We start from the raw sequence: 19865 nt of genomic DNA, 5'->3' as shown, positions 1-19865 counted from the left end.
TGCCCGGTAGCTAAGTTCGGAATCGATAACCGCTGAAAGCATCTAAGCGGGAAGCGAGCCTCAAGATGAGTCATCCCTAGAGCTATAAGCTCTCTAAAGGGTTGTTGGAGACTACGACGTAGATAGGTCAGGTGTGTAAGCGCTGTGAGGCGTTGAGCTAACTGATACTAATTGCCCGTGAGGCTTAACCATACAACACCCAAGGGGTTTTGACGGACTCGAAAAGAACATTGAATGTGTACTGAGAACTAAGAACAAAACACAGCTTTCCTGATTTTAACGAATTTGCTTGGCGACCATAGCGTTATGGACCCACCTGACTCCATGCCGAACTCAGTAGTGAAACGTAACAGCGCCGATGGTAGTGTGGGGTCTCCCCATGTGAGAGTAGGACATCGCCAGGCTTCTAATTTTCTTTCACTTTTTAAAAAGTGAAGACAAAAAGCAGAAAAAGCCCTGACCATCTGGTCAGGGCTTTTTTGCGTCTGTGCATTTTCAAATTCACCATCGCTCCCGTTTTTTCAAATTTGCTACCGACAACTTCTAGACTTGCTTTTACACTGTCAGCACTTGTTATCCGACAGGAACCTAAGCTATGCCATCACAACGTTCTAAGCGATTGAGAAAGAAACTGTATCTGGATGAATTTGCGGTTTTTGGCTTTTTGATTAGTCTGAAGCTAAATACAGACAGCGACGACGAGTTGGATACCTTCATAGAGTCCCTTGCAGACTTTGCTGAGTCGCGACATTTACTTGTCGGCGGTGGTGGTATGAGTAATATCGAGTTGGTTATTGGTTCTGCTCTTAGGTATGGATCTGCGACAGAGCAGGATAGAGAATCAATCAAAGAATGGATTGAAGAGCGAAATGAAGTCGATTTACTGGAATTGGGTCCACTTGTCGACCTTCATCAACTTGAGTTCATGGACTAGATAAAAGATCCGGATGATCGGATCTTTTGTCATCTGGATTATTGCTTGTTAAGACGCGCCATAAACAGTGCATCGACGTATTTTCCATTTCGAAAGGCGTAATCAACTGCCACACCTTCCTGCCTAAAACCAAACTTCTGATACAAGGCAATTGCGGCGTCATTGTCACTATAGACGGTTAACTCGATTCGGCGCAGATTCAGCCAGTTGTCAGCCAAATCTACCATTGCGCTGAGTAATGCACTGGCGACGCCTTTTCCGGTGTGGTCATCATGCACCGCCATTCCGAATTCACCAACATGGCGTCTGCGAGCCCGTCGGTTAGCTTCAAAGCCTAACTGACCGACAACCTTGCCGTCTTCTTCGGCAACCAGGCAGTAAACGTCATCCGGCAGGTTGCTGAGCCGTTTTTCCCATAGAGCCAACGAAGGGAGAGGCAGTTGTAATGTGCCAGCCTGCGCATTGGGGCAGGAATAGAGTTGTTGAATAGCGGGAATATCGCGGGGTTCTGCGGGACGAACAGTTACAGGCATGGTCACTCCTTGGTTATGCCAGGGGGACTTTTCATCATTGCCTGTAACTGATTGCTAAGCAAATGGTTTTTTGTTGGTAACCACTTACTCTAAATGGAGATCTAAGGGTGTTTTACTGTCGCGACCACCGATCTCACGGGTCAGGCGCGGCACTAGATAGCCTGAGACTTCTTTGATAAGTCCAGACATCAGCACTTTTGCCTCGTCGTCATTAACAAGGAAATGTGCTGCGCCTTTTACCTTATCCAGTACGTGCAGGTAGTAAGGAAGAATGCCTGCGTCGAAGAGTGCATTGCTGAGGTTTTTCAACGCATCGACGGAATCATTTACACCACGGAGCAGTACGCCCTGATTGAGCAGTGTCACACTAGCTTGCTTGAGCTGCGCCATAGCCGTTTTCAGGCTATCGTCAATTTCGTTAGCATGGTTGATGTGGGTCACCATCACCACATTAAGCCGCGTTCTACTCAACATGTGAGTAAGTGCTAACGTCACCCGTGATGGGATCACAACGGGTAGGCGGGTGTGAATACGTAGACGCTTGATATGCGGGACGGATTCAATAGCCTCAATCAGCCATTCCAGCTCATGATCTTTGGCCATGAGAGGGTCACCACCTGACAGAATGACTTCGTCTATCTCTGGATGCGCCTGTAAGTAAGTAACCGCTTCGCGCCAGACGTTTTTACCACCTTTATTGTCTGCATACGGGAAGTGACGACGGAAGCAGTAGCGGCAGTTAATCGCACAGCCACCTTTAACGATCATCAGTACGCGGTTTTTGTATTTGTGCAGCAGGCCTGGAATGTCGTTTTCCTGCTCTTCGAGCGGATCGGTAGAGAAACCCTCGACCTCATCAAACTCTGCGGCGACAGGCAGCACCTGGCGCAGGAGGGGATCGTTAGCGTTACCCTTTTCCATCCTGTCGATGAAACTTTGCGGCACACGCTGTGCAAACAGCTCACGTGCAGAAAAGCCGGACGTCCATGCCGAAGGTTCGATATCAAGCTGTTGCAGAAGCTTTTGGGGATCTGAAACCGCATTTGCCATTTCTTTGAGCCAGTTTTGCTCAACAGGCGACGCGTTTCGGGTTATTATGTCCGGCATTTATGACAACTTCGAAGATGTTAAGAGGATAGACATGGCGTCTTTTAGCACCAATGAATTCCGCGGCGGAATGAAAATTATGCTCGATAACGAGCCTTGTGTCATTATCGAAAACGAGTTCGTGAAGCCGGGTAAAGGCCAAGCGTTCAACCGCGTGAAGATCCGTAAACTGCTTTCAGGCAAAGTGCTGGAGAAGACTTTCAAGTCTGGCGACTCTGTTGAAGCTGCTGACGTAATCGATGTGGAACTGGACTACCTGTACACTGACGGTGAGTTCTGGCACTTCATGAACGCAGAAACCTTTGAGCAAATCGCTGCAGACAGCAAAGCTGTAAGCGACAACATCAAATGGCTGAAAGAGAACGATCGCTGCACCCTGACCCTGTGGAACGGTAACCCAATTGCAGTGACTCCACCAAACTTCGTTGAGCTGGAAGTGACTGAAACTGACCCTGGCCTGAAAGGTGATACCGCAGGTACCGGTGGTAAGCCAGCAACTCTGGTTACTGGTGCAGTTGTGCGTGTACCTCTGTTCATCCAGATTGGCGAAGTGATCAAAGTTGACACTCGTTCTGGTGAATACGTAAGCCGTGTGAAGTAATTCATACGCCTTGTGCTGAAAAGCGTCCTTCGGGGCGCTTTTTGCGTTTTACAGGCAATAAAAAAGCACCCGAAGGTGCTTTTTCAAGGTTGCTGCGACTAAATCATGAAAATGAAGATCACAGACAGGGCGCTCACCAGGAAGGCTGCTGCGTAGCATGCCACTTTACCTGCGGTGCCTGTGTGGAATTTCAGGTCATGCATGCCGTGGTGCAGGCGGTGCATAGCGTGCCACATTGGCAGCGACAGGGTGCCGATAGTGAACAGGGCACCGATGAAGCTGGTAACAAAACCGGTTACACGTTCATAGCTCAGTGCGTCTGCATCCAGCATACCCATTGGCGCCATGATGCCCAGAACCAAAATGGTGACCGGGGTGATCATCGCAAACCAAGAACCGCCAGCACCAAACAGACCCCACCATACCGGTTCGTCAGAACGTTTTGGATTTAAATCGACCACGTTATCTCTCCTCAGATGTCGGGGTTAAACCAGAAACAGAATTACTGCAGAAATCGCAGCTACTGCTGCCCACTGCGCCAACACAATGATTTTCTTATCCAGCAGTTTGCCACCGATGCGGATAGGCATCACTTGCGGCATCATGCTGAAGAAAGTCTGTGCATGGAACAGGCTGCCTGCCAATGCCACGATGTTGATGGCGATAACCACTGGGTTTGCCATAAAGCTCAACCAGCCATTCCAAGCAGCTTCACCGACCACCAGGCTGCCCAGACCAAAGGTCAAACACAGGGTGAAGAAAATCAGTGGCAGCACGGTTGCTTCGCGCAGCATATACATGCGGTAGAAAGGATGGTCTTTCCACCAGGTACGTTTCATTTCACGAACGTAAGGTTTACGGTTAGACATCCTTAAGCCTCCACTTTCTTCGAACCATCAGGTTTGAGCATGGCAATCACGAAATCCTGAGATGACGCAATCTTACCTTGGTTAACCGCCGCTGCCGGGTCAACGTGCTTCGGACACACTTCTGAGCAGTAACCTACGAAGGTACAGCCCCAAGCGCCATTTTCACCGTTGATCAGCTTCATACGCTCTTCTGCGCCATTGTCGCGGCTGTCGAGGTTGTAGCGGTGTGCCAGTGTCAGTGCCGCTGGGCCAATGAACTCAGGGTTCAGGCCAAACTGCGGACAGGCCGCATAGCAAAGACCACAGTTGATGCAGCCAGCGAACTGTTTGTAGCGCGCCATTTGCTCTGGAGTCTGGTTGTTAGGGCCGTCTTCCGGTTTACGGTCGTTGCCGATGATGTAAGGTTTGATCGCTTCCAGACGCTCGATAAACGGCGTCATATCGACAATCAGGTCTTTCTCAATCGGGAAATTTGCCAGTGGCTCGATGGTTAAGCCATCTGGGTAGTCACGCAGGAAGGCTTTACATGCCAGCTTCGGCACCTTGTTAACCATGATGCCGCAAGAACCACAAATCGCCATACGGCAAGACCAGCGGTAAGACAGATCTTTGTCCAGATGGTCTTTGATGTAGCCCAGTGCGTCCAGTACCGACATGGTTTCATCAAACGGTACGCTGAACGTTTGCAGGTGAGGTTCGCTGTCTTTCGACGGGTCGTAGCGGAGAACGCTGACTTTCTGAATGCGGTTTGCTGACATTATGCCTGCTCCTTCTCTGCTTTTTTCGCCGCAGCTTCTGCTTCTTCCGCAGCAGCACCGTACAGACGTGCTTTAGGCTGAGACTTGGTGATTTTCACGTCACTGTATTTAATGATTGGTGCACCTTCTGGGTTGTAGAACGCCAGAGAGTGTTTCAGGAAGTTCTGATCGTCACGCTCGGTACAGCCATCGTCCAGACGCTGATGCGCACCGCGTGACTCGCGACGAAGTACTGCAGAGTGCGCCATCGCTTCTGCCACTTCCAGGCCGTAGCCGACTTCGATCGCATACAGCAGGTCGGTGTTGAACACTTTGCCTTTGTCTTTGATGCTGATGCGCTTGTAACGCTCTTTCAGCTCAGCCAGCTTGTTGATGGTCTCTTGCATCAGATCTTCGCGGCGGTAGATACCACAACCCGCTTCCATGGAGTGACCCATTTCAGTGCGGATATCTGCCCAATTTTCATCGCCTTGCTGGTTCATCAGTGTGGCGATGCGATCTTCAACCGCTTTGATTTGACGAGCAATTTCGTCGTCATTCCAGCCAGTGAACTCTGCCGCACGTTCTGCTGCGCCTTCACCCGCCACGCGGCCGAAGACAACCAGCTCAGCCAGAGAGTTAGAACCCAGACGGTTTGCGCCATGCAGACCTACAGAAGAACATTCGCCGACAGCGAACAGGCCCTTGATGCTGGTTTCAGTGCGCGAATCGGTTTCGATACCGCCCATGGTGTAGTGCACGGTTGGGCGGATTGGAATTGGCTCTTTCGCTGGGTCAACGTTAACGTACGCTTTCGCCAGTTCACAGATAAACGGCAGACGCTCGTTAAGGTACTCTTCACCCAGGTGGCGAAGGTCAAGGTGAACCACATCACCCAGTGGGTGCTTGATGGTGTTGCCTTTTTGCTGCTCGTGCCAGAACGCCTGCGACACTTTGTCACGTGGGCCCAGTTCCATGTATTTGTTCTTTGGCTGGCCAACCGGGGTTTCCGGTCCCATGCCGTAATCTTGCAGGTAACGGTAGCCGTTCTTGTTAACGATGATACCGCCTTCACCACGACAACCTTCGGTCATCAGGATACCGGTACCTGGCAGGCCGGTTGGGTGGTACTGAACGAACTCCATGTCGCGCAGTGCTACGCCGTGGCGGAATGCCATTGCCATACCGTCGCCGGTTACGATGCCGCCGTTGGTGTTGCAGTTGTACACGCGGCCTGCACCGCCCGTTGCCAGCACCACAGATTTTGCTTTGATGCAGACAAGTTCACCTTCAGCCATGTGGATAGCAATCAGGCCTTGAACTTCATTATCGACAACCAGCAGATCTACCACGAAGTACTCGTCGAGACGCTTGATTTGTGGGTACTTGATCGACGTCTGGAACAGAGTGTGCAGCATGTGGAAGCCAGTTTTGTCAGCCGCAAACCAGGTGCGTTCCACCTTCATACCGCCAAAACGGCGCACGTTCACTTCACCGTTTTCCTTACGGCTCCATGGGCAGCCCCATTGTTCCAGCTGGATCATTTCGCGGGTCGAGTTTTCCACGAAGTATTCAACAACGTCCTGTTCACATAGCCAGTCGCCACCGCCAACGGTATCGTTGAAGTGGTTGTCGAGACTATCCTCATCCTTGATAACGGCTGCAGAGCCACCTTCTGCGGCCACAGTGTGTGAACGCATCGGGTAAACCTTGGAAACCAGTGAGATTTCCAGTTCAGGGTTTGCTTCAGCCGCAGCAATGGCAGTACGTAGGCCTGCACCGCCAGCGCCAATAACAGCGATATCTGTGGTAATGGTTTTCACAGCTATCCTCCGGAGGATTGTTAAAAATTAAAAAGATGCAACCTTGCATCGAACTCAAAAACTGCCCCCATCTTAGTAAAGTTAAATGCGGCAAAATTTGACTTGGCAGGGTATTTCTTCCGACTTCGTGGCTGACTTGAGGGCTAAGCAGTATTTTTGTGATCTGGGTCGTTAGACTGCAAGAAATTACGATGTTACGAGCAGGTTAACGGGTGTTTTTTCATGTTTCTAACACGTAAAACCTGCTTTTCTTTGTTTGCATTTAACTAATTATTTCCAAAAGGTATTTTTATGAAAACGAGAATGCTTTTCATTGGAATACTTGGACTTTTATTGTTCATTTTCCCCATTGGCGGCGAAAAGAAAAAAAAGCATACATCTGTGTCATTGAGAAGAGATGTGCTTCAGTAAGCACGGAAAGCGCGGGTTTCTATTCTGTGATGTGGCAGATAAAATGCCGCCAGATTTAACCGAGAGAGTTTCCGCCATGAATGCAGATTGGTGCCCTACTGCAAAGATACAAACTTTACGCGCTCGTGCCGCGCTGATGGGACAAATCCGTCAGTTTTTTGCTGATCGCGAGGTGTTGGAAGTGGATACACCGTCAATGAGTCAAGCAACGGTGACGGATATTCATCTTCACACATTTAAAACCGAGTTTGTCGGCCCGGGCTTTGCGCAGGGCATCCCCCTGTACCTGATGACCAGCCCTGAGTTCCACATGAAACGCCTGCTGGCTGCGGGCAGTGGCGCGATTTACCAAATCAACAAAGCGTTTCGCAATGAAGAGGCGGGGCGAAATCACAACCCGGAATTCACCATGTTGGAGTGGTACCGTCCGGGCTTTGACCACCACGCGTTAATGGATGAAATGGATGCGCTGCTGCAGCTTATCCTAAAGGCTGGCGTGGCAGAGCGGATGACCTATCAGGATGCCTTCATCAGGGTGCTTGGCGTGTGTCCGCTAGAGGGCTCAATGGCTGAGTTGAAGGCTGTCGCTGCGCCATTGGGTTTGTCAGATATCGCGGATATTGAAGATGACCGCGACACCCTGTTACAACTGCTTTTTAGCGTGGGTGTCGAGGCGAAGATTGGCCAGGATGTGCCTGCGTTTGTCTATAACTTCCCAGCATCTCAGGCGGCGTTGGCACGGGTGTGTGAAGACGATCCGCGTGTCGCTGCGCGCTTTGAGGTGTACTTCAAGGGGATTGAGCTGGCGAACGGTTTTTATGAGCTGGACAACGCCGAGGAGCAGCTGGCGCGTTTCGAGGAAGATAACTGTAAACGTGAAAGAATGGGGCTGAAATCTCAACCCATCGACCATCACCTGATTGAGGCTATCCGTCACGGTCTGCCGGATTGTGCGGGCGTTGCACTGGGTATTGATCGTCTGATCATGCTTGCCTTGGGCAAAACACATATTGATGAAGTGATTGCCTTCCCGGTTGGCCGAGCCTGACCGGGAAAGCCCTTAAAAAACGCCGCATCAGCGGCGTTTTTTCTATCCCTGCGACACGATAAGCGCCGCGCCGGAAACCGCAACCGCGGCACCCAACCAAGCGCTCGGTGCCGGACGCACTTTGGTGAACAGCCAGATCAGCGGCAGGATCATTACTGGTGTCATGGAAGAGAGCAGAGCAACCATACCTACTTCGCCCCACTTCAGTGCGTACATGATCAGCGTCATGCCCACCGCCATGGCAAGGAAGCCGTTGACTACAACCATGCCGAAAATACGCCAGTTGATCGGGTTGACCGGCTGAGCGACACGTACCTGCAGCAATACCAGCGCGCCGTGGGCAAGGAAGGCCGCAATCATGCGGATGGCAGAGGCGGCGATAGGGTCAACATTGTTAGTCAGCACAGGCTTGGCGATGACACCACCGAGTGACTGACAAAGTGCCGCTGTCAGGCCGAGACCCACGGCAATCCAGATATTGCCCTTGGTTTCTTCCCACGTATGGGCATTGCCGCTTTGGCGGAAAAACACCGCGATCATGACGCCGGAAAAAACCAGAATAGCCCCGAGCAAGCGCCAGCCTTCCAGCGTTTCCCCAAACAGCCACATGCCCAGCAGCGCTGAAAATACCGCATGGCAGGAGTAAAGCAGGCCTGAGCGTCGCGGGCCAATTCGGTTCATACAACCGAACAGGGCTGTATCGCCAATGAAGATACCGATCAGGCCGGACAGTGCCATGGGCCAGAGGATATCGGAAGAGATGGTTGCCCAGCCGCCGGTCAACAGTGCCAGCACTGACAACATCACCGAGACACATGCCATACGCCAACGGCTGTAGGCAAAACTGCCGAGGTGACGCGCCGGCGTCACCGAGATCAGACTGGAAATACCCCACAAAAAGGCAGCAGCAAGCGCAAGCCATTCGTAACCCAAGATGGCACCCTCAAAAAAGAAAAAGCAGGAAAGGAGCGCGAGTTTATCTGCTGACGAATTGCGGGAAAAGCGCTCAATGCACTTTCCCCGCAAATAGCAGGATCAATTCAGGATGAGCAGGGCGATATAGACGATAGCAAGGCCGACGACGCCAACAATCACGCCGGCTTTCGCCATATCCCGACTTTCAATCAGACCTGTTGAATAGGCCAGGCTGTTAGGTGGGGTAGAGACAGGCAAAATCATGCCCAGCGAAGCCGAGAAAGCGACCACAACCAACAACCCCTGAATACCGCCGACGGAGGCCAGACTTTCCATGGAGGTGGCCACTGCGGCGGCGATAGGCATCAAAAGGTTAGCGGTGGCGGTGTTGGACATAAAGTTTGCCATCACCCAGCAGATCAGCGAAAGGGTCAGCACAACGGCAAGCGGCGATAAGGCATCATAATCCACCGCATGGGCGAGCGCAGCGGCCAGGCCGGTTTTGTCCAGCGCCAGGCCAATCGCGATACCACCGGCGACCAGCCAGAGCACGTCCCAGTTAATGAGTTTAAGCTCTTCTTTGCCCATGATGCCGGTCAGTGTAAAGACGGCCAGGGGAATGATAGACACCACATAGGTATTCATGCCGTGCAGGCTGGTGGTCATCCACAGCAGGATGGTGGCTGCAAAAGTGGCGTAAACCGTGTAGGCGCGCCAGCTTTTCTGGAAAGTGCCATCAAGCCTGAGCGTCATTTCGCTCTGGCTGGCGGGAAACAGTTTTTGCAACAACCACCAGGCAAAGGTCAGTTGCACCACCACAAAGGGTAAGCCCATGGTCATCCATTCGAGGAAGCTGATGGCATTTTCCCCTGTCAGGTACTGCAGAGCGATGGCGTTGGGCGGTGTACCGATAGGTGTTGCGATACCGCCGGTGTTAGCGGCGATTGGGATGCAAAGTACCAGCGCTTTTACGCCGGTATCACCCTTCGGGACCGTCGCCACGATAGGGGCTAGCAGCGCCAGCATCATCACTGTCGTCGCGGTGTTAGACATAAACATCGAGAACACAGCGGTGATAAGCATCAGCCCCAGCATGATATGGCTGGGTTTGGTGCCAAAGGGTTTAAGCAGGACGCGGGCGAGGTTGTTGTCCAGCTCATATTTTGAGGCGGCGATAGCAAGGGCAAAGCCGCCCATAAACAGGATGATGATAGGGGAAGAAAATGCGCTGAAAATATCGGTGTATTTGATCAGGGCGCCGATATCATGCCCCGGGGATGCATCGCGGAAAACCGTCAGACCCTTATCCGAGATCATAATGAGCTCAAGGGCGATGATCAGGATCGAGGTGGCAAACACAGGCACAGGCTCTAATACCCAAAGCAGGGCAGCCAGCAGGAAGATGGCGAGCAGGCGGTGTTGAACCACAGTCAGATCATCGAGAGGGATCCAATCTATTGGCATCATCAACACGCCCAGGGGAATACCAAACGCCACAACAAACTTTAAAACATCAGCACGAGACAACTTCGGCATATCTGAGGTTCCATCCGCAGTGAACAAAAGGGGGCACACCCAATCGCTTTGTTTTCATCAGCTTGAGATGTGCTGTACGCACTCAAGGATACGGAGCCGGCAGGAAATTACTCTGTGTTTGAATAAACTTTGGGCACAAAAAAAGGGCAATGCTGCCCTTTTCGTCATGGATCACAGTTTAATTATTCGGCTGCGATTTCTGCGCTGTTCTGGCGCGCGTAGGCTTCACCCATGCGGGTTGGTTTGCCTGGAATGATCGCCTCATCAAACGTAATTGCGCCTTTCGGGAACAGGTTGATCACGGTTGACCCCAGCTTGAAGCGGCCCATCTCTTCGCCTTTTTTCAAGAAGATAGCCTGATCGCCTTCTGCCGGGTAATCCCAGCGGCGGATGCTCTGGCCGGTAGGAGGGGTCACTGTGCCACTCCATACGGTTTCGATGCTGCCGACGATGGTCGCACCCACCAGGATGTGCGCCATTGGGCCAAACGCGGTATCAAAAATACACACGACACGTTCATTTCGCGTAAACAGGTTAGGCACGTTTTCTGCTGTCAGCGGGTTTACGGAGAACAGATCGCCCGGTACGTAAATCATTTGGCGCAGAGTGCCGTCACACGGCATGTGCACACGGTGGTAGTCGCGTGGCGACAGGTAAAGAGTGGCAAAATCACCCTCAGCGAACTCTTCTGCCAGTTTGGCATCACCGCCCAGCAGTTCACAGGCATCAAACGTGTGGCCTTTGGCTTGGATAAGGCGACCTTTTTCAATCGGTCCAGCCTGGCTGACACAGGCGTCGGCAGGGTGGCTGATCACGTTTACTTCATCATTCAAAGGGCGGGCACCGTCTTTCAGCTCACGCACGAAGAAGTCGTTGAAGGTCGGGTAGCTTGTTGGATCCGGATTTTTCGCTTCGCTCATTTCCACCTTGTATTGGCGGATAAACCATTTGATCACGGCGGTGGTGAGAAAGCCAGCCTTTGCTGCGGCCAGTTTACCTACCAGACGGGTAAGCAGATGTTTTGGCATGCAGTATTGCAGACCAATTTTCAAATCGTTAGACACGGTTTTATTCCTAACTCGTCGTTTGCCCGTCAATCATGGGCGGGAATTCTAAAAAGCGGCTCAGTTTACAAAATAAACAAGCGACTCACCAGCGCCTGTTTAACAAGGGCGCTGGTGTACTGGGGAAGGTTATTCGTTTTTGCTGCGTGAGAATTGGCGGTTTGCCTTTTGCTCAGACATGCTTTCGATGATCTTGTGGTAGCTGTCAAAGCGTTCAACGCTGATCTTGCCTTGCTCCACTGCTTCACGCAGCAAACAGCCCGGATCATCTTTATGTTTGCAGTCTCGGAACTTACAACCACCCAGGAATTCGCGGAACTCTTTGAAACCTTGGGTAACTTGCTCTGGCTCTAAATGCCATAGACCGAACTCACGTACCCCAGGGCTATCGATCAGATCGCCGCCGTCAGGGAAGTGGTAAAGGCGTGCAGTGGTTGTGGTGTGCTGACCAAGCCCCGAGTTTTCAGACACTTCGCCGGTGTCGGCATTCACCTCAGGCAACAGCGCATTGACCAGGCTTGATTTGCCCACACCGGACTGGCCAACAAAAATGCTGGTCACATCGGCAAGACGGGCTTTAAGTTCATCAATACCTTCGCCTGTTTTCTGGCTCACCATCAAAACGTCGTAACCGATACTCTGGTAAACAGAGAGGGTATTTTTAATGATTTCAACACCTTCACTATCAACCAGATCGATTTTATTGATCACGATAAGTGGTTTGAAGCCGACCTGTTCGGTAGCGATGAGGTAACGGTCTATAATGTTGGTAGACAATTCGGGTAATATCGCGGAAACGATCACTACTTGATCAATATTTGCCGCGACCGGTTTGACTCCGTCGTAGTAATCGGGACGGGTAAGTACTGAGTGGCGTTCGTGGACAGCTTCAACCACACCCGCGATGCCCTGCAGTGTTTCCACGCCCGGACGCCATACCACGGTATCTCCGGTCACCAGACTCTCAATGGAGCGGCGAAGGTTACAACGGTGAATGATGCCGGTTTGACGATCTTCAATATCGGCGTGTTGTCCAAAGCGGGTGATCACAACCCCTTCACGGGCAGCTTCCAGCAAGGATTCATCCCACTGGACTTCATCCTGCTGGCGGTCGATGCGTTTTCTTTGGTTTGTCCGTACTCGGCGCAATTGGCCTTTTGTGAGCTTTTTCTTTTTTGCCACGAGAAATGTCGCTAGTTTAGTTGGCTTTCAAGTCAGGCTAAGTATGATACATGGTTTACTTGTAAAATAGGCAATTTGGATGTCTTTCAGCGATAAGAATTTAATCTGGATTGATCTTGAAATGACCGGCCTGGACCCTGAAATCCACAAAGTCATTGAGATCGCAACCGTTGTTACAGATGCTGAACTTAATGTGTTAGCTGAAGGGCCTGTTCTTGCTATTCACCAGTCGGACGATGAACTGGCGAAAATGGACGAATGGTGCACCAATACACACACGCGCAGTGGGCTGGTGGATCGTGTCAGAGCAAGTACCGTGAGTGAAGAAGATGCGATCAAGCAAACTATCGCATTCCTGCAAAACTGGGTACCTGCCGGTGTATCGCCAATCTGTGGCAACAGTGTCGGACAGGATCGCCGTTTTCTTTATCAGCACATGCCTGATTTGGAACGCTTTTTCCATTACCGCACTGTCGATGTCAGCACTATCAAAGAATTGGTACGTCGCTGGCAGCCGGATCTTTTGTCTGGCGTGAAAAAACAGGGTACTCACCTGGCGCTTGACGATATTCGCGAATCTATTGAAGAACTTCGTTTCTATCGCAGCAAGATCTTTACGATCTGACGCGAAATTAATCGATACGAAGAAAAATCAATTTTTCTGGATTTAGAGTATTGCATCCGCGATTTTTCTTCGTATAATTCGCAGCCCTGACAGAGACAAATGTCTTTGATAAAGCGACACTAGCTCAGCTGGTAGAGCGCAACCTTGCCAAGGTTGAGGTCACGAGTTCGAACCTCGTGTGTCGCTCCAAAAATTTGAAATGATCCGATTGATCGTCGGATGATCGATGCGACACTAGCTCAGCTGGTAGAGCGCAACCTTGCCAAGGTTGAGGTCACGAGTTCGAACCTCGTGTGTCGCTCCAAAATTTGAAAAAGATTCCGATGAAAGTCGGATAAACGATGCGACACTAGCTCAGCTGGTAGAGCGCAACCTTGCCAAGGTTGAGGTCACGAGTTCGAACCTCGTGTGTCGCTCCAAAATTTGAAAAAGATTCTGACGAAAGTCGGATGAACGATGCGACACTAGCTCAGCTGGTAGAGCGCAACCTTGCCAAGGTTGAGGTCACGAGTTCGAACCTCGTGTGTCGCTCCAAAATTTGAAAAAAGATTCTGACGAAAGTCGGATGAACGATGCGACACTAGCTCAGCTGGTAGAGCGCAACCTTGCCAAGGTTGAGGTCACGAGTTCGAACCTCGTGTGTCGCTCCAAATTAAAGCTTTCGATTTATCGGAAGCCTGATACGCAAGGAACCTTGCCAAGGTTGAGGTCACGCCTAATCCTTGAAGATCGGGAACCTTGTATGTCGCTCCACTTTTCCTTAGCGGAAAAGCCAAACTTCCGAAAGGAAGTGCGCAATGCACAACGATGCATGACGCCTCATTTTGCCGATTCCTATCGGACGCTCTTTTTATGCGACACTAGCTCAGCTGGTAGAGCGCAACCTTGCCAAGGTTGAGGTCACGAGTTCGAACCTCGTGTGTCGCTCCAAACTTCCATTTGGAAGTGCGCTACATTCAGTTTATTGCCAAGGTTGAGGTCACACCTTTTACCTTGAAAGCAGGAACCTCATGTATCGCTCCAAATTTCTTACAGAGGATCATCTGTAAGCATCAACACTACGCAGATAAAGTACCGATTAACATCGGGTGCTGCGGGTCGTTGTCTTTAATGCTGTGAAGCATTATCTCAGGGCAAGGTCTAGCCCGATACAATCTGAAATTTACCGTCGCGAAATCGGCTTCTGCGCTGTTCTGGCGCTGTTTCTTTATGTTTCTCAACAGAGTTATCCACAGCGTATTGACTGTGGGTAAAGTCGTTGATGAATATTTGAAGGTGTGACTTGCCGCAGGGTTATCTGGTCGGAAGGTGATCAGTTAAAAACACCATGCTGTGAATGAAAATATCCATAACTATATGTTTTATATGGATTAAATATATTCATCGGTAAAGTTTTCAAATGTTTATCCCCAGCTTCATCACTTTCCGTGATGTCCATCTGACTTTATTCACAGAGTGTGTTTAACTCTCCTGGTTTGCACCTATTTATGGCGTACTGAAAAGGTTTTCCACATTTAGCGGCAGAACTGAACCTGTGTCTTGTTTTTGAGTTTTTACCCTGCAGAAGTGTAGGCGGAATTTGAAAAAATGCGCTAGTCACGCATCTCTTGATAACCCTTTTTGAATAATTCTGACCAAACGCTTGGTAGAAGAGGGAAGAACCTCTATTGCCATATCCTGGCGGCGTTGACGCTGTTTCCTTATGGCCCATTCAATATGTTCATCCAATGTTACTGAGCTGCCTTTGGCTGCCTCAAGCTGCGCAATAATTTCCGGGTCATACGGTGCATTCCCCATGGCAACTGACAGGTTTCGCCGCCATTTTTCATGACCGATACGGCGAATGGCAGAACCTTCTGTGTGTTTCAGAAACGTGTTTTCATCCCAGCTAAAAAGAACGGTTAATGGCTGTTGGGCCAAACTTTCCCGGCTATGGAAATCCGTTTCCTGCGTCAGCTCTGCAGCGCGGTTGTAGGGACAGACCAACTGGCAATCATCGCAACCGTAGATACGGTTTCCCATCGCCTCCCGGAACTCTTCTGGAATAATGCCATCAAGCTCAATAGTCAGGTAGGAAATGCAACGGCGTGCATCGACGACAGTCTCACCGACAATGGCACCGGTAGGACAACTGGTCATGCAGGCGACACACTTCCCGCACTTGTCTTGCGCGGGCGGGTCGACTGGCAAAGGTAAATCAATCAGTAGTTCTCCCAGGAAAAACCAGGAACCTGCATCTTCGCTGAGTAACAGGGAATGCTTTCCTGTCCAGCCCAATCCGGCTTTCTCTGCCAGTGGCCGCTCAAGAACAGGCGCTGAATCGACAAAAGGCCGGTAGCCGTACTTGCCCACTTCAGCTTCGATGCGCTCCCCCAGTTTCTTCAGGCGGTTGCGGATAAGTTTGTGATAGTCCCTGCCAAGTGCATAGCGGCTGATATAGGCAAGGGAAGGATCGGCCAGCGTCTGTGCGAAGCCTGCGTCCGGGGGCAGATAATTCATGCGTGCGCTGATCACGCGCACTGTGCCTTCTACCAGCTCTTGCGGACGTGCCCGCATCATGCCATGGCGCGCCATCCAGTCCATTTCGCCGTGGTAACCGTTATCCAGCCATTTCTGTAGCAGCGCTTCATGTTGGGAAAGATCCACATCGGTGATCCCAATGTGCTGAAAGCCCAATTCGCGCCCCCATTGCCTGATATTTTCAGCAAGTTGGTTTACATTGATCGACTGGAAGGATCGTGGTTCAGACATAGGATCGATAAAGGACAGGGAACATGGGCGCAAGTCTACCACACTCGTTATACAGAGCGGATCAAGTCCGCAATGGAGAACGCAAGATCGCTGCGGATCTTGGTGTTGAAATGTACACACTGATGGAATCGGCGGGCTTGGCTGCCTACCAATCGATGCGATCCCGCTGGCCAGCAACCTCAAAGATCCTGGTGCTGTGTGGTGGCGGCAACAATGGTGGGGATGGTTATGTGATTGCCCGTCTGGCAATTGAGGCCGGTTTAAGCGTGACGTTATGGTCAGTCGTTGATCCTAGCAAGCTCACAGGTGATGCCCTCACAGCAAAGGAGCGCTATCTCCAGAAAGGCGGTGCGATAACGCGTGACAAGCCAGCGCAAACGGAAGTCGAAGTGGTAGTTGATGCCTTACTGGGAACTGGCCTTTGCCGAACTGTGGCTGGGAAGTTTCTTGAGGCGGTGAAATGGATTAACCACCAGGCTTGTCCTGTACTTGCTGTTGATATTCCCAGTGGGCTGGATGCGGATACCGGCGCCATCTGGGGGGAAGCGGTTCATGCAAGCGTGACGGTGACTTTTGTTGCTTTGAAACAAGGGCTCTTTACCGGTCAGGCGCGGGCACTATGTGGTGAATGTGTTTTTGATGGACTGGGAATTGGAGAAGCGTTTGAATCCAGCTTCCCACCTGCAGCAATCCGAGTTGATGCTGAGTGGGCAGAGGCTTTATTACCGCCAAGAAGCCCGGTGGTACATAAAGGCAATGTGGGGCGTGTGCTGTGCATTGGCGGTCAACGCGGCATGGGTGGTGCGGTTATCCTGTGTGGTCAGGCGGCGCTGAGAACGGGGGCTGGGCTGGTGGCATTGCTCACCGATGGCTCGAATCTCACTGCGGCGTTGAGCCGACAGCCCGAGTTGATGACCCGTGAGTGGGACTCGTCCCAAGACGCACAGATCCTAACTGAGAGCTTGGCATGGGCTGATGTGTTGGCGCTTGGGCAATCCGAATGGTCCAAGGCGTTATTTGCCGCCGCTATGTCCGCCAACAAGCCGATGGTGGTTGATGCCGATGCGTTAAACCTCCTGGCCGCTTCTCCCCGTTACGCGGAAAATTGGGTGCTGACGCCCCATCCGGGAGAGGCCGCAAAATTATTGAGTGTCAGCACAGCAAAAATTGAACAGGATCGTTTTTCTGCCGTCAAAGAGTTACAGAAACGCTATGGCGGTGTGGTGGTGCTTAAAGGAGCGGGCACAATCGTTTATGATGGCCTTGATACATTTGTCATCCATGCCGGAAATCCCGGTATGGCAAGCGGTGGAATGGGTGATGTGTTAACGGGTGTGATTGCCAGCGCATTGTCCCAGACACGATTTCCGTCGAAAGCGGCGACGTTTGGTACATTTATACACAGTTTTGCCGCCGACAACGCTTCGCAGGCCGGCGAGCGGGGACTACTCGCCAGTGATCTCCTCCCGTGGCTGGGCAAAAACATAAAACAAATGCAGTGCTGAGGAACACTCAGCCGGAAAAAGCAGTGAGAAAGATGACCGAGATTTTTTCTACCGCGCTTGCCGATGAGCAGGCTACGGTTGATTTTGGTGCGGCCGTGGCTGCAGCATGTACAGCACAAACGACCATTTATCTTCACGGCGATTTGGGTGCCGGGAAGACCACATTTTCCCGTGGTTTCATCCAATCACTGGGTCATGCCGGTAAGGTAAAAAGCCCTACCTATACGCTTGTTGAGCCTTATCAGCTGGCTAGCTGGCAGGTTTACCACTTCGACCTCTATCGTCTTGCCGATCCGGAAGAGCTTGAGTTTATGGGGATCCGTGATTACTTCACGCCGGATGCGTTGTGTCTGGTGGAGTGGCCAGAGAAAGGCGAGGGCCTGCTGCCACAACCGGATATCGATATCACACTGAAGTATGACGGTGAGCAACGCACTGTGCAGGTGAAAGCCAACACGCCAGTAGGCGAAGCACTCATCAATCAACTGGAGTGGAAATAACAGTATGCATTGGCGGCGCGTATTAGCAGGTGTGGTGTGTTGGCTCGCTTCGGTAAGTCCCGCTTTGGCCAACGCTCTGGAAAATGTACGAATCTGGCCAGCACCGGATGAAACCCGCGTCGTAATGGATATGGCGGCAGAGCCGGCTTATTCGTTTTTTACCCTGACCAAGCCAGACCGGCTGGTGGTTGATCTAAAAAACACTTCGCTGGGGATGACACTGCCGCACCAGGTCAAAGACAGTGCAATCCTCACCAAAATCCGCAAAAGCAACCCGCCGGAAGATGGTACCTACCGTCTGGTTTTCGAACTGACGGATAAAAGCATTCCGCAAATCTTCGCGCTGGCACCGGGTGGCGAATATGGCCACCGGCTGGTGATTGACCTGCCGCATAAAGCGGAAGTCGCCAAAGCGAAACCGTCGAAACCCGCTGAAAAAATAGAAACACAGGCCGCGCTGCCTTTTGGCACGGATGACATCATTATCGCAATCGACCCAGGTCATGGCGGTAACGATCCCGGCGCAGTCGGTCCCCGCCGCAAATACGAAAAACACGTGACGCTGGCGATTTCACGTCAGGTGGCGGCGAAGCTTAACAAGGTACCCGGCATTAAAGCAGTACTGACCCGAAACGGTGATTACTTTGTTGATCTGAACAAACGCTCAGACATTGCCCGCAAACAGGGCGCGCACCTGTTGGTGTCTATCCATGCGGACGGATTTCATAAGCCGCAGCCGCGTGGCGCTTCGGTTTGGGTTCTGTCTCGCCGCCGTGCCAATAGTGAAATCGGTCGCTGGATTGAAAAACATGAAGAGCAGTCCAATCTGCTCGGCGGCGGCGCACTGCTGAACGATAACCAAGATGAGTATCTCAGTCGTGCGGTGCTGGATTTGCAGTTCAGTAACTCGCAAAAGGAAGGGTATGACGTCGCTGTTCGTGTGCTCAAAGAAATGGGCCGCGTGACCAAGTTGCACAAACCGAATCCGGAACATGCAAGCCTGGCGGTATTGAAATCTCCCGATATTCCCTCGTTGCTGGTGGAAGCAGGTTTTATTACCAACCCGGAAGAAGAAAAGCTGCTGCTAAGTTCAAACCACCAGAACAAGATAGCCAACGCGGTGTACAAAGGCGTGTTGACCTACTTCGAAGAATTTCCGCCGGATGGCACCCTGATGGCAGCGCGCAAAAACGGTATCAAGCATACCGTGACATCAGGTCAATCCCTGTCTGTGATCGCGAAAAAATACGGCAGTTCAGTCGATGCGATTAAAGCAGCCAACAGCCTGAAGTCTAACAGCCTGCGCATTGGACAGGTTCTGACGGTGCCGAATGTAAACCTGAACGCGCTGGCGTCAGTATCTTCTCCAGCGGCTGACAGCCATTCATCCTCTCCTGCAAGCCAACCTGTTGCTGTGGGGAAAACGCTGACCCATGTTGTAAAGCGCGGTGAATTTCTCGGGAAGATTGCGCAGGAATATGATGTCAGTGTTTCCAGCATCCGCAGTGCCAACAAGCTGCGCTCGGATGAATTGGCTATCGGTCAGAAGCTCAAAATTGTGGGTGTGAAGCCGAAGGATAAACAGCACAAAGTGAAACGCGGAGAATATCTGGGTAAAATCGCCAGCAATTATGGCGTCACGGTAGACAGTATCCGTAGAGCCAACAAATTGCGTTCTGACGAACTGGCTGTTGGCCAGACCTTGATTATCCCCGGGAGCTGAG

The 19865-nt window shown here is 51.4% G+C and carries 18 protein-coding genes, 6 tRNA genes and 2 rRNA genes; 15 read left to right on the top strand and 11 right to left on the bottom strand.

All coding sequences use genetic code 11. From position 1 onward, the window contains the following. From KU854_RS13945 to KU854_RS13935, 3 genes are all read left to right on the top strand, one after another. Positions 1-192, top strand: a 23S ribosomal RNA gene (locus KU854_RS13945); the annotation flags it as partial. Between the two features lie 96 nt (positions 193-288). Next, positions 289-404, top strand: a 5S ribosomal RNA gene (rrf, locus tag KU854_RS13940). Positions 405-595: 191 nt separating this feature from the next. Beyond that, on the top strand, positions 596-934 hold the full coding sequence (locus KU854_RS13935) for a 50S ribosome-binding protein YggL (protein WP_218359091.1): 339 nt from the start codon (positions 596-598) through the stop codon (positions 932-934). A gap of 38 nt (positions 935-972) precedes the next feature. Here KU854_RS13935 and KU854_RS13930 read toward each other — a convergent pair whose 3' ends face one another. Together KU854_RS13930 and epmB are read right to left on the bottom strand one after the other, a co-directional pair. Continuing rightward, positions 973-1467: a GNAT family N-acetyltransferase gene (locus tag KU854_RS13930; protein WP_218359090.1), complete on the bottom strand. Its 495-nt coding sequence runs from the start codon at positions 1465-1467 to the stop codon at positions 973-975. 84 nt (positions 1468-1551) lie between these two features. Then, positions 1552-2574, bottom strand: coding sequence for an EF-P beta-lysylation protein EpmB (epmB, locus tag KU854_RS13925; protein ID WP_218359089.1), 1023 nt, complete (start codon positions 2572-2574; stop codon positions 1552-1554). Positions 2575-2608: 34 nt separating this feature from the next. Between epmB and efp the strand changes: the two genes are divergently transcribed. Beyond that, positions 2609-3175, top strand: a complete 567-nt coding sequence (gene efp, locus KU854_RS13920; protein ID WP_054780682.1) for an elongation factor P — start codon at positions 2609-2611, stop codon at positions 3173-3175. Positions 3176-3273: 98 nt separating this feature from the next. Here efp and frdD read toward each other — a convergent pair whose 3' ends face one another. Genes frdD through frdA form a run of 4 tightly spaced genes read right to left on the bottom strand, consistent with a single transcriptional unit; the run spans position 3274 to position 6604 of the window. Then, positions 3274-3636 (bottom strand): fumarate reductase subunit FrdD, encoded by a 363-nt coding sequence (frdD, locus tag KU854_RS13915; protein WP_218359088.1) that lies wholly within the window; start codon positions 3634-3636, stop codon positions 3274-3276. Between the two features lie 24 nt (positions 3637-3660). Next, positions 3661-4044, bottom strand: coding sequence for a fumarate reductase subunit FrdC (gene frdC / locus KU854_RS13910; protein WP_218359087.1), 384 nt, complete (start codon positions 4042-4044; stop codon positions 3661-3663). A 2-nt stretch (positions 4045-4046) separates the two neighbouring features. Further along, positions 4047-4802 carry a succinate dehydrogenase/fumarate reductase iron-sulfur subunit gene (locus KU854_RS13905; protein WP_218359086.1) on the bottom strand — a complete coding sequence of 252 codons (756 nt, stop codon included), beginning with the start codon at positions 4800-4802 and terminating at the stop codon, positions 4047-4049. Then, positions 4802-6604 (bottom strand): fumarate reductase (quinol) flavoprotein subunit, encoded by a 1803-nt coding sequence (frdA, locus tag KU854_RS13900; protein WP_218359085.1) that lies wholly within the window; start codon positions 6602-6604, stop codon positions 4802-4804. The genes KU854_RS13905 and frdA overlap by 1 nt, the downstream gene beginning before the upstream one ends. 487 nt (positions 6605-7091) lie before the next feature. Between frdA and epmA the strand changes: the two genes are divergently transcribed. Then, positions 7092-8063 carry an elongation factor P--(R)-beta-lysine ligase gene (epmA, locus tag KU854_RS13895; protein WP_218359084.1) on the top strand — a complete coding sequence of 324 codons (972 nt, stop codon included), beginning with the start codon at positions 7092-7094 and terminating at the stop codon, positions 8061-8063. Between the two features lie 42 nt (positions 8064-8105). Here epmA and KU854_RS13890 read toward each other — a convergent pair whose 3' ends face one another. The 4 genes from KU854_RS13890 to rsgA form a co-directional block, all read right to left on the bottom strand. Beyond that, on the bottom strand, positions 8106-8996 hold the full coding sequence (locus KU854_RS13890) for a DMT family transporter (protein ID WP_218359083.1): 891 nt from the start codon (positions 8994-8996) through the stop codon (positions 8106-8108). Between the two features lie 102 nt (positions 8997-9098). Continuing rightward, the gene (locus KU854_RS13885) at positions 9099-10514 is read right to left on the bottom strand and encodes an SLC13 family permease (RefSeq protein ID WP_218359082.1); all 1416 of its coding nucleotides are present in this window, start codon (positions 10512-10514) and stop codon (positions 9099-9101) included. Between the two features lie 182 nt (positions 10515-10696). Continuing rightward, positions 10697-11578, bottom strand: coding sequence for an archaetidylserine decarboxylase (asd, locus tag KU854_RS13880; RefSeq protein ID WP_218359081.1), 882 nt, complete (start codon positions 11576-11578; stop codon positions 10697-10699). 129 nt (positions 11579-11707) lie between these two features. Further along, positions 11708-12760, bottom strand: a complete 1053-nt coding sequence (gene rsgA / locus KU854_RS13875) for a small ribosomal subunit biogenesis GTPase RsgA (RefSeq protein ID WP_218359080.1) — start codon at positions 12758-12760, stop codon at positions 11708-11710. Between the two features lie 79 nt (positions 12761-12839). Between rsgA and orn the strand changes: the two genes are divergently transcribed. The 7 genes from orn to KU854_RS13840 all read left to right on the top strand — a co-directional run bounded on the left by orn (position 12840) and on the right by KU854_RS13840 (position 14315). Continuing rightward, positions 12840-13385, top strand: coding sequence for an oligoribonuclease (gene orn, locus KU854_RS13870; RefSeq protein WP_218359079.1), 546 nt, complete (start codon positions 12840-12842; stop codon positions 13383-13385). A 113-nt stretch (positions 13386-13498) separates the two neighbouring features. Further along, a tRNA-Gly gene (locus KU854_RS13865) sits at positions 13499-13574 on the top strand. 39 nt (positions 13575-13613) lie between these two features. Further along, positions 13614-13689, top strand: a tRNA-Gly gene (locus KU854_RS13860). Positions 13690-13728: 39 nt separating this feature from the next. Then, positions 13729-13804, top strand: a tRNA-Gly gene (locus tag KU854_RS13855). Positions 13805-13843: 39 nt separating this feature from the next. Continuing rightward, a tRNA-Gly gene (locus KU854_RS13850) sits at positions 13844-13919 on the top strand. 40 nt (positions 13920-13959) lie between these two features. After that, positions 13960-14035: transfer RNA gene (locus KU854_RS13845), tRNA-Gly, on the top strand. A gap of 204 nt (positions 14036-14239) precedes the next feature. Continuing rightward, a tRNA-Gly gene (locus KU854_RS13840) sits at positions 14240-14315 on the top strand. Between the two features lie 666 nt (positions 14316-14981). On the opposite strand, the gene queG is transcribed toward KU854_RS13840, so the two are convergent. Continuing rightward, positions 14982-16109, bottom strand: a complete 1128-nt coding sequence (gene queG, locus KU854_RS13835; protein ID WP_218359099.1) for a tRNA epoxyqueuosine(34) reductase QueG — start codon at positions 16107-16109, stop codon at positions 14982-14984. 50 nt (positions 16110-16159) lie between these two features. Here queG and KU854_RS13830 point away from each other — a divergent pair, with 50 nt between their 5' ends. Genes KU854_RS13830 through KU854_RS13820 form a run of 3 tightly spaced genes read left to right on the top strand, consistent with a single transcriptional unit; the run spans position 16160 to position 19864 of the window. Next, positions 16160-17641: an NAD(P)H-hydrate dehydratase gene (locus KU854_RS13830; protein ID WP_218359078.1), complete on the top strand. Its 1482-nt coding sequence runs from the start codon at positions 16160-16162 to the stop codon at positions 17639-17641. A 32-nt stretch (positions 17642-17673) separates the two neighbouring features. Further along, positions 17674-18141, top strand: coding sequence for a tRNA (adenosine(37)-N6)-threonylcarbamoyltransferase complex ATPase subunit type 1 TsaE (gene tsaE, locus KU854_RS13825; protein WP_218359077.1), 468 nt, complete (start codon positions 17674-17676; stop codon positions 18139-18141). Between the two features lie 4 nt (positions 18142-18145). After that, positions 18146-19864, top strand: a complete 1719-nt coding sequence (locus KU854_RS13820; RefSeq protein ID WP_218359076.1) for an N-acetylmuramoyl-L-alanine amidase — start codon at positions 18146-18148, stop codon at positions 19862-19864. Position 19865: the final 1 nt, after the last annotated feature.

This window comes from Enterovibrio paralichthyis, from assembly GCF_019209835.1.
GTDB lineage: Bacteria > Pseudomonadota > Gammaproteobacteria > Enterobacterales > Vibrionaceae > Enterovibrio > Enterovibrio paralichthyis.
The sequence above is the reverse complement of the archived record's forward strand: the minus strand, read 5'-3'. Positions and strand labels throughout refer to the sequence as shown.

Coding starts and splice junctions, on each gene's coding strand:
- KU854_RS13935 (WP_218359091.1), top strand. CDS start 596: ATGCCATCACAACGTTCTAAGCGATTGAGAAAGAAACTGTATCTGGAT.
- KU854_RS13930 (WP_218359090.1), bottom strand. CDS start 1,467: ATGCCTGTAACTGTTCGTCCCGCAGAACCCCGCGATATTCCCGCTATT.
- epmB (WP_218359089.1), bottom strand. CDS start 2,574: ATGCCGGACATAATAACCCGAAACGCGTCGCCTGTTGAGCAAAACTGG.
- efp (WP_054780682.1), top strand. CDS start 2,609: ATGGCGTCTTTTAGCACCAATGAATTCCGCGGCGGAATGAAAATTATG.
- frdC (WP_218359087.1), bottom strand. CDS start 4,044: ATGTCTAACCGTAAACCTTACGTTCGTGAAATGAAACGTACCTGGTGG.
- KU854_RS13905 (WP_218359086.1), bottom strand. CDS start 4,802: ATGTCAGCAAACCGCATTCAGAAAGTCAGCGTTCTCCGCTACGACCCG.
- epmA (WP_218359084.1), top strand. CDS start 7,092: ATGAATGCAGATTGGTGCCCTACTGCAAAGATACAAACTTTACGCGCT.
- KU854_RS13885 (WP_218359082.1), bottom strand. CDS start 10,514: ATGCCGAAGTTGTCTCGTGCTGATGTTTTAAAGTTTGTTGTGGCGTTT.
- orn (WP_218359079.1), top strand. CDS start 12,840: ATGTCTTTCAGCGATAAGAATTTAATCTGGATTGATCTTGAAATGACC.
- KU854_RS13830 (WP_218359078.1), top strand. CDS start 16,160: ATGGGCGCAAGTCTACCACACTCGTTATACAGAGCGGATCAAGTCCGC.
- tsaE (WP_218359077.1), top strand. CDS start 17,674: ATGACCGAGATTTTTTCTACCGCGCTTGCCGATGAGCAGGCTACGGTT.
- KU854_RS13820 (WP_218359076.1), top strand. CDS start 18,146: ATGCATTGGCGGCGCGTATTAGCAGGTGTGGTGTGTTGGCTCGCTTCG.